The organism is Nostoc sp. DedQUE09 (assembly GCF_034530915.1).
Classification (GTDB): domain Bacteria; phylum Cyanobacteriota; class Cyanobacteriia; order Cyanobacteriales; family Nostocaceae; genus Nostoc.
This window is the reverse complement of record NZ_JAVRCE010000070.1, coordinates 1-15,109: the sequence shown is the minus strand read 5'-3', so window position 1 is coordinate 15,109 and position 15,109 is coordinate 1. Positions and strand designations below refer to the sequence as shown.

11 protein-coding genes are annotated in these 15,109 nt (G+C 41.6%); 5 read left to right on the top strand and 6 right to left on the bottom strand.

Features of this window, described 5'->3' with window-relative positions:
• Nucleotides 1–11 precede the first annotated feature (11 nt).
• Nucleotides 12–428 (bottom strand): anti-sigma regulatory factor, encoded by a 417-nt coding sequence (locus RMY27_RS29765; RefSeq protein ID WP_322668438.1) that lies wholly within the window; start codon nt 426–428, stop codon nt 12–14.
• Between the two features lie 149 nt (nt 429–577).
• On the opposite strand from RMY27_RS29765, the gene RMY27_RS29760 reads away from it, so the two are divergent.
• Nucleotides 578–1,765: a PP2C family protein-serine/threonine phosphatase gene (locus RMY27_RS29760; protein ID WP_322668437.1), complete on the top strand. Its 1,188-nt coding sequence runs from the start codon at nt 578–580 to the stop codon at nt 1,763–1,765.
• 46 nt (nt 1,766–1,811) lie between these two features.
• On the opposite strand, the gene RMY27_RS29755 is transcribed toward RMY27_RS29760, so the two are convergent.
• The 4 genes from RMY27_RS29755 to RMY27_RS29740 all read right to left on the bottom strand — a co-directional run bounded on the left by RMY27_RS29755 (nt 1,812) and on the right by RMY27_RS29740 (nt 8,507).
• Nucleotides 1,812–2,138, bottom strand: coding sequence for an STAS domain-containing protein (locus RMY27_RS29755; RefSeq protein WP_322668436.1), 327 nt, complete (start codon nt 2,136–2,138; stop codon nt 1,812–1,814).
• A gap of 89 nt (nt 2,139–2,227) precedes the next feature.
• Nucleotides 2,228–2,941 carry a PIG-L deacetylase family protein gene (locus tag RMY27_RS29750; protein ID WP_322668435.1) on the bottom strand — a complete coding sequence of 238 codons (714 nt, stop codon included), beginning with the start codon at nt 2,939–2,941 and terminating at the stop codon, nt 2,228–2,230.
• A gap of 80 nt (nt 2,942–3,021) precedes the next feature.
• On the bottom strand, nt 3,022–4,989 hold the full coding sequence (locus tag RMY27_RS29745) for a glycosyltransferase (protein WP_322668434.1): 1,968 nt from the start codon (nt 4,987–4,989) through the stop codon (nt 3,022–3,024).
• Nucleotides 4,990–5,654: 665 nt separating this feature from the next.
• On the bottom strand, nt 5,655–8,507 hold the full coding sequence (locus RMY27_RS29740) for a DUF3131 domain-containing protein (RefSeq protein ID WP_322668433.1): 2,853 nt from the start codon (nt 8,505–8,507) through the stop codon (nt 5,655–5,657).
• Nucleotides 8,508–9,019: 512 nt separating this feature from the next.
• Between RMY27_RS29740 and RMY27_RS29735 the strand changes: the two genes are divergently transcribed.
• Nucleotides 9,020–10,339 carry a hypothetical protein gene (locus tag RMY27_RS29735; protein ID WP_322668432.1) on the top strand — a complete coding sequence of 440 codons (1,320 nt, stop codon included), beginning with the start codon at nt 9,020–9,022 and terminating at the stop codon, nt 10,337–10,339.
• Between the two features lie 30 nt (nt 10,340–10,369).
• Here RMY27_RS29735 and RMY27_RS29730 read toward each other — a convergent pair whose 3' ends face one another.
• Nucleotides 10,370–11,044 carry an S-layer homology domain-containing protein gene (locus RMY27_RS29730; RefSeq protein WP_322668456.1) on the bottom strand — a complete coding sequence of 225 codons (675 nt, stop codon included), beginning with the start codon at nt 11,042–11,044 and terminating at the stop codon, nt 10,370–10,372.
• A 248-nt stretch (nt 11,045–11,292) separates the two neighbouring features.
• Between RMY27_RS29730 and rpiA the strand changes: the two genes are divergently transcribed.
• From rpiA to RMY27_RS29715, 3 genes are all read left to right on the top strand, one after another.
• On the top strand, nt 11,293–12,000 hold the full coding sequence (gene rpiA / locus RMY27_RS29725) for a ribose-5-phosphate isomerase RpiA (RefSeq protein WP_322668431.1): 708 nt from the start codon (nt 11,293–11,295) through the stop codon (nt 11,998–12,000).
• A 114-nt stretch (nt 12,001–12,114) separates the two neighbouring features.
• On the top strand, nt 12,115–13,452 hold the full coding sequence (locus RMY27_RS29720) for an LLM class flavin-dependent oxidoreductase (RefSeq protein WP_322668430.1): 1,338 nt from the start codon (nt 12,115–12,117) through the stop codon (nt 13,450–13,452).
• Between the two features lie 286 nt (nt 13,453–13,738).
• On the top strand, nt 13,739–14,773 hold the full coding sequence (locus RMY27_RS29715) for an aliphatic sulfonate ABC transporter substrate-binding protein (RefSeq protein ID WP_322668429.1): 1,035 nt from the start codon (nt 13,739–13,741) through the stop codon (nt 14,771–14,773).
• The last annotated feature ends 336 nt before the right edge of the window (nt 14,774–15,109 follow it).

The following is a 15,109-nucleotide window of genomic DNA, read 5'->3' as shown; positions in this document are numbered from 1 at the left end:
CATTGAAATAATTAATAATATTTAATCATAAATAAACAGTAACGATTATCTGCTGTCGCCTCATAACTTAACTTGTCAGCAATGGTGGACATGATTTTTAAACCTCGGCCGCGTTCTCGATCGTTATTCTCAAATTCAGATGTTTGCCGTAATTTATGCTCTAAGTCAAAAGGCTGTCCTTGAGACCGGATGCGAATTTCTATGTATTCATCTAACCGCACAGCTTCTATCTCAATAGGAGTTTCAAGAGGCAAATTTTTGTGGGCGTGTTCAACAATGTTAGTAAAGCCTTCTATCAAAAGTGTTTGACACTGCCACCAAATTTCTTGATCGGGAATAGGTGGTTGATTCATCTGCTCGAACCAAGACAAAACTTGAGATGAAGCTGTCAGGTCTGTATTGACTTTGAGATAAATTTTATGATTCACTTTTGAAATAAGAAAATATTTTTAAATCATCATATTCGTTAATTACTTTATTTAATTTGAGTATTTTTACTATACATTAAAAACTAAATTGCATATAACTTAAATTAAAGCAACTATTTACCGAACATTTTACTTAATAAATTGTATTTATGTTTAAAATTCTGGTTATTGATGATGACCCAACAGTACGAGCTGTACTAAAAAGTACACTCCAAAAGCAGGGTTATGAGACTACTGTAGCGAGCAATGGCGAAGAAGGAATTAGACAAGCACAACTACTACATCCGGCTTTGATTATCTGTGACTGGATGATGTCCCAGGTAGATGGGCTAGAAGTGTGTCGCCGAATTAAAACAGATCCAGAATTAGCAACTACTTTTTTTATTTTATTGACGGCTAGGGGAGCAGCTCGAGGAGAGGAGGAAGATAGAGTTAAGGGACTTGATGCTGGAGCGGATGAGTTTATCTCCAAACCAATAGAGATGAATGAATTGAAAGCACGGGTAAGAGCAGGACTAAGGTTACACCAGCTAAATCAGGATTTACAAAGTCAAAAGCAAGCTTTGGAGGCACTAAATCAGGATTTGCAAACTCAAAAGCAAATTTTGGAAGCAGAATTGTCTGAGGCCGCTGATTATGTGCGATCGCTTTTACCCTCACCGCTTGTAGGAGCAGTAACTACAGAAAATCTGTTTATTCCCTCAGCGCAGCTAGGGGGTGATTGCTTCGACCATTATTGGATTGACGAGGATCATTTGGCAATTTATTTGTTAGATGTATCTGGTCATGGGGTGGGTTCAGCCCTCCTATCGGTATCCGTACAAAATGTTTTGCGATCGCAATCTCTACCAAACACTAATTTTTGTCAACCAAGTGAAGTCCTAATAGCACTCAATCATGCCTTTCAAATGAGTAAGCACGGTGATAAATACTTTACAATCTGGTATGGAGTTTATCACCGCCTTAAACGTCAACTCATTTATGCCAACGCGGGACATCCACCTGCTTTACTATTATCTAATACCTCCATAAACAGCATCGAAATTAAACAGCTAAATTCTTTAGATTTACCAATTGGCTTTTTGCCTGAAGTTCAATTTGAGGATGCTGTTTTTGAGGTCGAAGAAAACAGCACTTTATACATCTTTAGTGATGGTGCTTATGAAATTAATCAGTCAAATGGTAAAATTTGGGGGATTGATGCTTTCATTGACTTACTAACCAAATATAATCAGAATACCTGTAACCTCAATCAACTATTAGCGAAGATTCTTACCTTAAATACTCAAGATAATCTTGATGATGACTTATCTTTAGTCAAAGTTAACTTTGGTTAGAATATTCAAATATGCATCTCTAATTTTGGATTGTTTAATACCTTCCTTATTGTATTGCCAATACTTGACGATTAAATTCATCTTGGTCGGCAAAGGTTTGAAAAATTCTATCCATTTTAGTCAGTTCAAATAACATCCTGACTTGATCACTTATAGAACAAACAAACAGTTTAGCATTAGAAGTTCGTGCCATTTGCATTGCTGATACTAAAGCACCTAAGCCAGAGCTATCAATAAACTTTACTTCTTTCATATCAAGCAACAAAATATCGGCTCCATCTGCCAGAATATCGCTAACTTCACGACGTAGTTGATTACCTCTAATGCCATCTAAAATCCCAGATAATTCTAGTACTTTTACATTCAAATTCATGGTTTTATTTTCCGATTATTTGGCTTGGAAACTATGTGGTTATATTTTGGCATTGACTTAATGTAAACCGCAATAGATAAAGTTTGCAATTAGCTTTGTTTTACTACTTGCTGATTAGTATTATTTGCGATCGCCGTAAAAAAGCTTGCATCAACCCACTGCCGAGAAATTTCAAAAGCTTCAAAATAACCATCTTTTTGACCTAACTCTCGTGCCCAAAAGCGAGACAGAACAAGTATGGCATCAAGTTGCATAAATGCTTTATTTAACTCCGATTCATAACAACCTATAGCTGCAACTTTTTCTTCAATTACAGACGTAATATCCACAAAAAAGTTGGGTTCAAAACCCCGCAAAAAAACAGGTGGTGCTGAATACCACAAGGGTATATTTTTGCGGGTAGCAACATTAGAAACTGCGATCGCACACACTTCATGATCTCTATGTCCATATTTTTCAGGTTGTGGTGCGTGAGTAATAATCAGATCCGGTTGCCAACGCCCAAGAGCTTCTTCAGTAACTTTAATCACTGCTTGTGTTGAGAAATTACACTCCTCAAGAGCATGAAACTCGTAAGTTGCACCGATGATTTTACCAGCCGCATCTGCTTCTTGATGACGTGTACCCTTAACAGGCGAACTCGAAAGACCACCATCAGTCAAAATTAAGCAACGAACATTCCATCCAGCCTTGGACATCAGACTGAGAGTACCAGCAGCAGGTAGAACTTCATCATCAGCATGAGCATAAATTGTTAAGACAGTTCGCTGACCAAAGTTTTTTGAGTCTGAATAAGTGTTCATAGCTGTTTTCTTTCTAGACTGGATTTATAAGTTAGTAGTTATTCTCCTTGTTGCCTCTGCTCACTCCTCCTATTTACCTCTTAAACCTCTTTTGGAGGCTGCCAAACAGATGCACCGATAATAGCCCACAAAAGTAATAAATTATAGATAGCCCATGCACCATTAAGCAGGTGAACTTCAGGATTATTTAAATGACCAATTGCGAATTGATAAAGGCTCCATAACATCCCCAAGATGGTAAGGATAAAAACAAGCAACTGTGGCCAAACAAGCCGGAGATAAATCCCAGATTGTCGTTGTTTAGGTGTGACTTGAAAATTGAGTTTTTGTCCTGTGAACACACTCCATACAGCTTGGATTAATAAAGGAAATAAAGCGATCGCATATTGTTCGGAGCGCCAAACTTCTCTAGCTGGAATGCCCCAGGTAGCTGCAAGGAAAGTTAGACGGTTAATAATAAAAGCTGGGAAAAAGTGTACAGCAAAGTCAGGGCCGTAGCTTCTAACTGGAACAATATCCGTAAAAAAATAGATAATTGGACAAGAAATAAAAACCAGAGTTGCAAAACCAGAAAAGTAACTATACATTGTCTTAAAATACTGCAACCTTTGCCAAAAGGTTAGCCCTGATTTTGTCAATGGATTTTCCCTCACTAGCACTTGAATAGTTCCTTGTGCCCAGCGTAGCCGCTGCTTAAGAGTAGAACTGAGATCGTCTGGGGCTAAACCTTCTGCCAAAAGTTCATTGTGATAAATAGATTTCCAGCCAGCACTATGCAGACGCATGGCTGTATTCATATCTTCCGTAATGCTATTACTGGATACCCCACCAACTAAATCAAATTCATCTAAACGTTTTTTATCTTTGGCAAATTCATCAGCAAAATTTTGCAGTCCTACACTAACTAATGCTTCACGTCTGAGGATCGCATTTGTGCCAGTATAGAACGCAGCGTTCATGCCATCTTTACCTTGTTGAAGTGGCCCATAAAATAAATTTGCTCGATGTCCAAAAGGATCGCCTGGAGGAATATTGTAAAAATCCTGGCGGGTCTGTACAAAAGCAATTTGATTCTGGTCGTATTTTCCTGTTGAAAGATTATAGGTATAGAAATAAGGCAGAACTCGCTTGAGAAAATTTCGCTTGGGAATGTGGTCAGCATCTAGAGTAACAATAAAATTTCCTGCCGTTTCTCCAGAAAAAATTGCGTAATTGATGTTGCCGGCTTTCGCATGATGCGCTACACCAGGCGTTTTGGGACGAGCAATGTAGCGAAAACGAGCGAGTTCAACTAGTTCTAGTTCTTTTTTACGAATCGCTTCTTCTAAGGCTTTCCGTTCGGTAATTAAGCGATCGCGAATATTTTGATGAGTCGGAGGTAGCCAAAGAATCAGCGATCGCAAACTTTGTACAAATCCAGCCGCAGGCTGGTTCACCACTGATTCTGATGTTTGCAGCCATTGTTCGGCAGCTTGAGTATTAGATGTCAGATTTTCCAGTTGCTTCAAGCGTTCCAACAAACCAGAATGTTCTGCATCAATCCGTTCCGCTTCTAGCTGTAATTGTGCTGACTGCAAATCTTCAATACACAATCTCTCTGTCATCGCTCGCATATCAGCCGAGTTCCCATCATCTAGCACATAAACGCGTAACTTGATTGGCGGATAATCCATTGCCAGAGCAGCTTTGGCAGTTTCTTCGACAATTTCCGGCGGCTCATTATAGCAGGTTATAAACACATCCACTGTTGGCCAGTCGGCTCTGGGTATGGGTGGGGTCATCTGGTCGAGAGATTTAACTTGTCTAACTAAAGGTCGCCATAACCCAATTACAAACATTACGCCACCGAAATAGCTGTAAATCTCTGCTATCAGCAAAGGAATAGAAATCCAGAGGGCATCAAAATTGATCGAATGGGTGATGCGCCATTGCAAATACCAAATACCAAAAATTAAATTGATTTCTGCTAAATAACGAAATAACAGCGTTCTTTTTTTGAGTAATGAGCGGCTGTTACCAGGAAAGTTTGTTAGAGAAACTGAAGTCATCTTTGTACCAATAGTTAATGTATCTGCATCCTCATCAAAATAAGTATTCCCTAGTTAAATTTGCGATTAACAACCTTTGCTCAACCAAACCAAAATTGGTGTTGCTGATTTGAGTTATGAATCTGGATGTAGAGACATAGCACTGCTACGTCTCTACAAGGATTTTGGTATTACTAGGACTTATGCAAAACTACACACTAGACTTCTTGGCATTTGTCGGGGTAAAGGGGAAGGTGGGGCCCCTGAAGGGGATAAGGGGCAGGGGAAAAGGGTAAAGAAACTCAAAATCCTTTCCCTTTAACCTTTTTCCTTTTCCCTAAGAGTGCAAAAATATATTTTTGCAAGAGGTCTACTGTATGGGCAATTTTATGAACATTGGTGTCAACTTAACGTAAAACCCTTGTCAAAACGTGATATTCAGTTCTCTGGCTTCCCATCACGATCTGCGTTACCCTACCCTAACCCTCCCCGTATGTATTGGGGAGGGAACTCGATTTCCGGCTTCCCCCCAATACATCGGGGGGATTGAGGGGGGTAATTCGACTTGTGTGTACACCGTAGCCTTGATAAGGGGGGTAAAACGCTTGTGGGATAAGCGTTTGAGCTTAAGTTTACACCAATATTTTATGAATTGCCCCTATCTGAAAATCAGGGTTCCGGTTATGTTATTTTGTGCCAGTTACTAGGTGAGTATTTTCACCACTTGAAACCCAGTAACTTCCAGAACTATCAGAAGTTAACTTGGTTTGTTGTGTGGCACTGTTTGGTAGACCTCGCCCAGAATTTCCCTTGGTAACTGTCTGCCACCAAAGAGATTTCATAGTGGTAATCGGACGAATTAAGGGTTGTCGATTTGTCACATTGTATAGCAAGGATTGCAAAATCATACTGTTGGTGCTGGTGGTGAAACCAACTGCTGTTTTGCCAGTAGTTTCATAGAAGCCCTCATAAAATCCAATTAGTGGATTATATAAGTCAGTCGTTCCTTCCTGTAACTGTTGACTATACTTATTGTCTGGAAGCAGGGCATTATAGGCAAAAGCTACTGCTGTACTTACCAATCGCCCCTTTGGTACTGGTTGACCATCATCTCCTAAAGCTACCCAAGACTCCCCTTGTCCAGTAATTGTACTGTGGACAGTGTAAGGTTTACGATCGATTAAGGTGGTGGCTGAGGCTGTGAGGGTGCCGGTGCGACGGTAACGTTCAGCTTGTGCTTGGAAAATTGGCTCAAAGAGCGATCGCATTTTTGGATCTAATCCAAACTCCAATCCATAGAGTACAAAAGGATTGCTAACTGTGTATTGGTTTTTGGAATTAGTATCTGTGCGATGGCGTTGAATTGGGACTTTCAATCCCTCCACTGAGGCAGTTTGATATTCACCCCCAACAGCAGAACGATCAAGATTAAACCCCCATAATTGAAAAGCACGAGCGGCATATTCTTCATAACCCAAACGGGTTTCAGGGTTAACGCGGGTGAGATATCGCCCATCTTGCTCTTTGGTAACGGTGGCACTAGAAAGAATACCTTCGCGCACCACACGCAAGTATGACCAATCCAGGACAATTTTATCTACAGCAGCCGTGTATTCTGGATGACAGCTTTTTAAGTTGTAAAGCGCTGCCAGCATTCTACCCAAATCTAAAGCTGACCAACCGTTGCCTTCGGGAACTGGATTACCACCATAATCGACTGGTTGGAGAGTTCTGCTATCATAACTCCGACTCGGCAATTCTCCAGCAAATAACGGTAACTTTGTCAAGGCTGCTAAGAGATGGCGGGTGCGCTGGTCAAATTCTTTGGGAGTAATTGTATCGAGCGATCGCGCTGCATGGAGTGCTGCGAGATAATCTCCCAATCCCCAGAGGGTTGCACCTTTGAAATCACTGCGATCGTCTATTAGCCCACTCTTGGCGTGATAATTTGCTTGAAAGTATCGCCAAGCCGCATCTGCATAGCGCCGTTCAATAGGCGTTAGCGATCGATCTAGTTTCAGGTTAGATGATGGCTGGGGACTATCCACTGGTGGAATAGGTGCAACAGCTACTTCTGTAGGTTTAGAAGTATCCGCAGGGGTTGCAGTTGGAGTCGTAACAGTAGAATTCGGTTGATTTGCAGGTGTTGCACCAGAGGCATTTTCACTGGGATTGCCTGTAGTATTAGGTTGATTTGAGGGTGTTGTTGAAGAAGCATTTTCACTAGGCTTGTTAGTAGACACACTCGCAGAAGTGGAAGCAATTAACGGTTGATTTCCCCTAGCTTTGTAGTATAAAATCTCCAAAATTAACCCATTAGTATTACCTGTCAAAGCTTTGTTGGGTTGTTTTGATTCTTCATAGATCCCAGCATAGTAACCGTTATCATCAGGACTGCGGAGATCCTTGACTGCATCAAAAACTTTTTGGGCATAAGCATTCTCTGGAAACAGATAGCGCCAGCCAAAAGCAGCTTTTGTACTGAGGCTGCGAAACTGTGGATAAGGTTGATTGGCATCGGTAATAGTTGCCCAGTTTGTACCGTTGGCGTAAACGGTGTTGTAGAGAAAATAGGGTGCTTGGTCGATATTATCTTCTGTTACCGCAGTTAATTGACCTGTGGTATCAAAACGCCGTTTTTGTACATCTAAAACCCTGGCAGCAAATTCAGCTAATTCACCTTGCAAGCCAAATTCAATCCCATCAAGGATATAAGACTCACTCACAACGTAATTATTAGCATTGGTGCTTTGAAAGTCACGGCTATCAACAGGGATTTGCACACCGTTAATTTCAACTAACTTAAACGGTTCTAAAGCAATAGCTTTGGGTGCTGAGAAACCCCAAAGTTGATAACCCCTAGCGCCGTATTCTTCGTAGCCGAGTCGTCCTTCTTGCACTAGTAAGGTTTTGTTGTCAGGAAGAACAGTAGCGCCAAAAAGTTGTCCATCTTTGAGCGATCGCGCCACCTGCCACTTTGCGACAATTCCTTTGAGCCAGTCATTATATTGAGGATGACAGGTACGGATGACATCAAACGCAGCCAGTATTCGCCCAACATCCAAAGCAGACCAACCAATACCTCGCTCTAGTGGATTGTTGCCATAATCAACCATCTGTCCTGTGGCTGCATTATAGACTTTATTGGGCAAGGCATCTTCAAATAACTTCAGACTGCTAAGAGTCGTCAAAAACTTATTGAGGCGGGAATCAAAGTCTGCTTGATCGGTAAGATTCAACCATCGTGCAGCATTCAATGCCATCAGGTAGTTACCCATATCCCAGAGTGTACCTGAAGGATAACCCCCAGTAGAATTGGTAAATCCCGTTGCTGGCTGATAATTTTTGACAAAATACTGCCAAGACGCACGAGCATAAGTTTGTTCTTCAGATGTAAGCGGGGTTGTAATATTGCTACAGCTATTGGAATTTTGAGATAAGACTGGTGTCGGGATGTAAAACAAAAATTGCAAAAATGTTCCAATTAAGAACAATGCAATCCATCTCAACAGCCTTTGTTGAGGGAGTTTGTATATCATAATTCAAAGAAGGAGTTCAAAGAGCGTCATCGCCCGTCTGTACAGTTATACCTGATAAATCAAGTTTTATCAGGTATAAAAAATAGACTTGGCGAGCGCTTTAGTCATTAGCGGTCATGAAGTTGGGTGTGGGATGTGGGGTATAGGGTGTAGGAAAAAAGACAGCATCGGACGAAGCTTGGAGCTTCGACCAGCCACCGCAGAGATGGCACCTCTGCTAATCTGTCGGCTAATCCTGTAGAAAATCAAGGTAACAAAAATGGAAACTGGGGCGATCGCAGCTAAAATTCTCAAAATAAATTACTTTTTAGCCTAAACCGTTTAGTTTAAAATAGTCATTAGTTAATTTTTGACTTACTAATGACTAATAATTTCTTGAGAAGTTACGATGAAATCACAATCGAACTTTAGTTGAGACGTTTCCTTCCCAGGCAATAAAAGCATCAAACAGCAATGCCTCTTCTGTCAAATTCTACCAATTTATAGTAAATCTCACTTACCAACCAAATCCCATGCCACATCGTCATTATCCTCCCGCCTACTTACGCTATCTCAAAGCCAGGTTATGGAATCTAGGGCGGCCTGGTTTTTGGGGAACTGCGATTTTTTTATCTGTAGTTGGGCTAGCAACCTGGGAATACTGGTCAAACCCAGATATTTTCGTTTATAAGCAAAAAAAACCAGTCGTTTTACAAAAGTCTGCTGATTCCTCCCTGTCTGAAGAAAACAAAGCTATTGCAGCAGATATTGATAACCTACCAGTTTTATTTAATGACTTTGAGCAAGCAACTCTCTCATTAAACGCAAATGCGCCTGAAGAAAAGACTGACGCAAAAAAGACCAAAGGCTCATTAGATGATGTAATTAACAAACAAAAGTCTGCTAATAATACCAAATTAAATCCTGGCTTAGGTGTTAACGGCGACACCTCCCCACCCGCGAAAAATCCCTTTGTCCAACAAGCAGACAATTTATTGCGTACTGGAACAGTTGATAGTAGTAACCCGTTTCTAGGTCTTAAAACCTTTAATACGGTGTCTGAACCAACAGGGGCAGACCAAACATCTTCTAGTCTGGGTGTTGGATTCACTAATCAAACTAATAAGAATCAAAATTCTCTCTCTATCAACCCTTTGCAAGCAGCGCTTAATCAATCGACAAACCAGAAATTGTCTAGCTTCAGTAGTAACACTGCAACTCAGACAAATGCTTTAGGGCAAGTCTCCACTCCAGGAACAACCTTAATGCCACCCATCAATAGCTTAACCAATCAGAATTCTCTACCAAACACTGGAGTAACTGCTGGGACAGGCAACACGTCAACAGGTACGAACTCACCACAAAATCCCTACAGTAATTTAAATAATGGTCAAGTAGTGCCTAATAATGGGTTAACTACGGGTACGAACTTACCGCAAAATCCCTACAATACCTACACTAATTTAAATAACGGTCAAGTAGTGCCTAATGCAGCACCAAGTAATACTGTACCTTACTCTAGCCAGAGTCCAAGTCAAAGTGTTGTCACACCCACAAACCCTGTAGGGTATGGGAATTATGGCTTGCAGCAACCGACCCAATTACCACAAACTACCTATGGGAATTATGGCTTGCAGCAACCGACCCAACTACCACAAACTAATTATGGGAATTATGGCTTGCAGCAACCGACCCAGCTACCACAAACTAATTATGGGAATAATAGCTTGCAGCAACCGACCCAACTACCACAAACTAATTATGGGAATAATGTGTTGCAGCAACCAACACAGTCTAATTCCGTATATCTTCGTCAACTTCGAGACAGGTATAGGAATCCTGGCCAAAACTGATTTTGAGTACGTTGGCTGGATAAAGTCTAGTTAAGGTGATTGTGGGCTATTTGGAATTATCGGAACTTCTGGTGTTTCGGGTTGTTGCTGTTGTCGTTGCAAATATTTACTCAATACATAAGCCATATCCCCACGGGTTACGGGTTTTAATGGAGAAATATTGCCTTGAGGATCTGTATTTAGAAATCCCTCAGTAGCCACTGTAGCGATCGCTTTTCTAGCCCAAGTTGGGATAGACTTTTCATCTGGATGTGAAGCCAGAATCTCATTCACAGCGGCATCAGGAAATTGAAATACACCATAAGCCTGAGCGAAAATAGCCAGCGCTTCTGCCCTTGTTACCTTTTGATTAGGGAAGAATTCATTGCCTCGATAGCCTTTCATGATGTCAGTTTTTAGAACTGTCTGTATATCATTAAATGCCCAATAAGAACGAGGAACATCTGGAATAGTTAAATTTTCTTTGGTAACAGCTTCTCTTTTATCTAGGCGAAATGCTTTTACCATAATCGAAGCTAATTCTGCCCGACTCAGTAACCTTTCTGGATAAAATCTACCATCAGGAAAGTTTGTCATCCATTTGACAGCAGTTACCTGTTGAATGGAATCAGCTGGTATTTCAGAAGTAGATTCTGGTATTTGAGCAATTGCTGGCAAGCTTTGCAGGAGTGCCATTAAAGAGAGAGTAATTGAAAGCTGACGCATCATGATAAGCACTTTTAACTACTAACGTGAATTAAAAAAACTACGTTATTGAGGTTAACGCAAAATTTAATCTCAGTTAATTAATGACGGATTTGGGCTAGGCAATGTTGCTCCCGCTACGTAGTGCGTTAGCTGGTTTCCATCATCAAGAGAGTAGAAATCAGCAAAAACTTGTTTTTTACCTTTGATGTTTTGGCGTTATCCGCCCACTACTATGGACTATAGTCAGTTTTTCAGGAGTTTTGGGAATGACAGCAGCAGATCCCGTAAAGTTGATGAAGCAAGAAGTTGGCAAAGCCGCCGCCGCCCTAGTAAAGTCGGGTTCCATTGTCGGGTTGGGTACGGGGTCAACTACAGCATATACGATTCAGTTTTTGGGCGATCGCCTCAAGTCTGGTGAACTCAAAGATATCATTGGTATACCTACCTCCTTTCAGTCAGAAGTGCTGGCGAAGCAGTATGGTGTCCCTCTCGCCACCTTAGATGCTATTGACCACATTGATATTGCCATTGATGGCGCAGATGAAGTCGATCCGCAGAAGAATTTGATTAAAGGCGGTGGTGCAGCACATACCCGCGAAAAAGTCGTAGACTACCTAGCAGAACAGTTCATCGTCGTAGTAGACAGTGGCAAGTTAGTAGACCGCTTAGGTTCTAGTTTCGCTGTGCCTGTGGAAGTGATTCCAATGGCAATTACTCCTGTTACCAATGCCATCAAAAAACTCGGTGGCAAACCAGAACTCCGTATGGGTGTAAAAAAAGCTGGGCCAGTAATCACTGACCAAGGGAACTTTGTCTTAGATGTCAGATTTGACTCTATTGAAGATCCAGTCAGCCTAGAAAAGACATTGAATAACATTCCTGGCGTTCTGGAAAATGGCATCTTTGTTAACTGTGTCGATTTAGTTTTAATTGGTGAAGTCAAAGATGGTCAGCCATTAGTGCGGCAACTGTAATAATTTTAGATTTTGGATTTTAGAGACATCTAAAATCCAAAATTAAGCAATAAACATCTGGTGCAATTAATTCAATACGGTTCAAGTTAATTTTAAACTTGATACGGAGGACTAATGAGCAAATCGAAGCAATTAAAACTAGGTGCTTTCATGCGCCCGGTAAGCATACATACAGGCGCTTGGCGCTATCCTGGCGCTTTGCCTGACGCTAATTTCAATTTCCCGGCATTAAAACAATTCATCCAGAAACTAGAGCAAGGCAAGTTTGACGCATTCTTCATGGCTGACCACTTAGCGGTGCTGAATATGCCAATCAACGCACTGAAGCGCAGCCATACTGTCACATCCTTTGAACCTTTCACCCTACTTTCTGCCCTCGCCAGCGTCACCGAACACATCGGGCTGGTAGCCACTGCTTCCACGACCTATGACCAGCCTTACCACATCGCTCGTCGCTTCGCGTCTCTCGACCATATTAGTGGCGGTCGCGCTGGCTGGAACATCGTCACCACAGCCAATCCAGACGCAGCGCTCAACTTTGGATTAGAAGAAGAGATAGAGCATGATGAACGCTATCGGCGGGCTAGAGAATTTTATGATGTTGTCACGGGTCTTTGGGATTCCTTTGCTGACGATGCGTTTATTCGGGACGTAGAAGCAGGGATTTATTTCGACCCCGAAAAGCTTCACGTTCTGAATCATCAGGGAAAATATCTCTCGGTGCGAGGGCCATTGAACATCGCCAGACCTGTCCAAGGCTGGCCGGTAATCGTTCAAGCGGGCGCATCCGAAGCCGGACGGCAATTAGCTGCCGAAACCGCCGAGGCTGTGTTTGCACCTGCTGGTAATTTGGAAGCCGGCAAAGCTTTATTTGCAGACATCAAAGGACGGGCGCAGTCGATCGGACGTGACCCAGACAGCATAAAAATCCTTCCCGGTGCTTTAGTCGTTGTGGGGGAAACCCTCGCTGAGGCACAGGCCAAGCGTGTGTATTTAGACAGCCTAGTACATTATGACAGTGGGATCGCTAGCCTCAATAGTGCCCTTGGCTACGATGTTTCGGGTTTTGATCCCGATGGTCCCTTGCCAGAAATCCCACTGACTAACGCTGGTCACTCTTCACGAGAAAGAGTAATAGCTTTAGCGCAACGTGAGAACTTGACTATTCGACAACTAGCTCAACGCGTTGGCAGTTACGGCGGGTTGGCTTTTGTGGGCACACCCCAAACCATCGCCGATGAGATGGAAAAATGGCTGTTTGAGGAAGGCTCTGATGGCTTCAACATCATGTTCCCTTTTCTTCCTGAAGGATTGAACGATTTCGTTGACAAGGTTGTGCCAGAACTCCAACGTCGTGGGATTTTCCGCAAAGAGTATGAGGGTACAACGCTGCGTGAAAATCTCGGTCTCGCGCGCCCTGCTAATCGCTTCTTCCAAACTAGTCTGGTGTAAACTGCGATCGCTAGTATCACACCTATTGTTTCTTTCTTTTTACCACTTGCATCAATAGTACCGTCATCCTCGCTACTTGATTTTTAAATTAGCTTGTGGTAAAGTCCGTGCAATCGTAATCTACTGTAAGTAGACTGACTTACAGTAGATTTTTTAGATAAGAAAGTTAGTAAACAGAGTCTAACCGCAAAATAAAAAATTTCCCGTCTTCAACTTTTACATCATTCCAAAATCAGTTTTTTAATTAAAGCCTGTATTTTAAACCCCAGAAAATTGGTAATACATCATGGTAGCAATATCTAGAAAACGCAACTTTCTAATTTTATTAGTAGCTGGAGTATTTACTCTTTCCACAACTTTAGTAAGTTGTAAAGCACCAGATACACGAGAGAAGGCAGCAGTTGCAGCTCCTAGTGGCATTAAGACAAAAGTGTTAAGAATTGGCTATTTTACTGCTGCGGATATCACCAAAAGTAGACAAGTTTTAGAGAAACGCTTGAATCCCTTGGGTATTCAAGTGCAGTGGGCGCAATTTACAGCTGGGCCACAGCTTTTAGAAGCAATAAATGTGGGTAGTTTGGATGTCGGTGCTGTTGGTGAAACTCCACCCATATTTGCCCAAGCCACTGGTATTCCTTTTGTTCTTCTTGCTAATACTATACCGGGTACTGGTGAAGGTTCGGCGATCGTAGTACGGGAAGACTCCCCCATCAAAACTATAGCTGATTTAAAAGGTAAGGGAATTGCCTTCCAAAGAGCTACTGCTAGTCAATACTTTGTGGTTAAAGCTTTACAAGAAGGAGGACTAGAGCTAAAAGATGTCAAACATCTCAATCTGATAGCACCAGAAACTCGTGCAGCATTATCGCGTAAAAGCATTGATGCAGCTGTGCTAGGTGATCCCCACCTGGCTATATTTCAGAAAACGGAAAAAGTTCGGATTATTCGTAATGCTAAAGGACTTTCAACCCAAGGAGGTTATTGGATAGCTGCACGTAGCTTTGTGAAAGAGAACCCTGAAGTAATAAAAATTCTCCTTGAAGAAGTCCACAAATTAGGCAAATGGTCTAAAGCAAATACGCGAGAAGTTGCCGAAATTGTCGGGCGTGATACCAAGCTTGATTTACCAACCTTAGAAACAATAGTCAAGCGTCGGCGTTTTGGCATTAGACCGATTACCGATAAGGTTATAGCAGGACAGCAAGAGATATCTGACTTGTTCTATAAGCAAAAATTCATCACTAAAAAGATTAATGTCAAGGATGTAACACTTACTCCTGAAGAATATGATGCCATCCTCCCGGCAGAAATTAAGCCCTGAGCATTTGCAATGAACATTAAGCCGGAAAAAATTCACAATACATTATGCTAACAGTATCTAGAAAACGCAACTTTTTAATTTTCTTGATGGCTGGAGTATTTACCCTAATTTGTAATTAGGGTAAAGGGAACGAGGAACAGTTTTGTAGGGTGTATTATTGCTGTTCTCGTAATGCACCGCAAATCTTGGTGGTGCATAGGGCTAATTTCTATAATCGCGTCCTACTAAACTATGAATCAATATCAAAATCTAAAATTCGATGACAGATGAAAGAAGTCATTTGTTGAAAATTCGCCGTTGTCAAAATAGATATTGTGAGCGTTACAAAATTAAGTA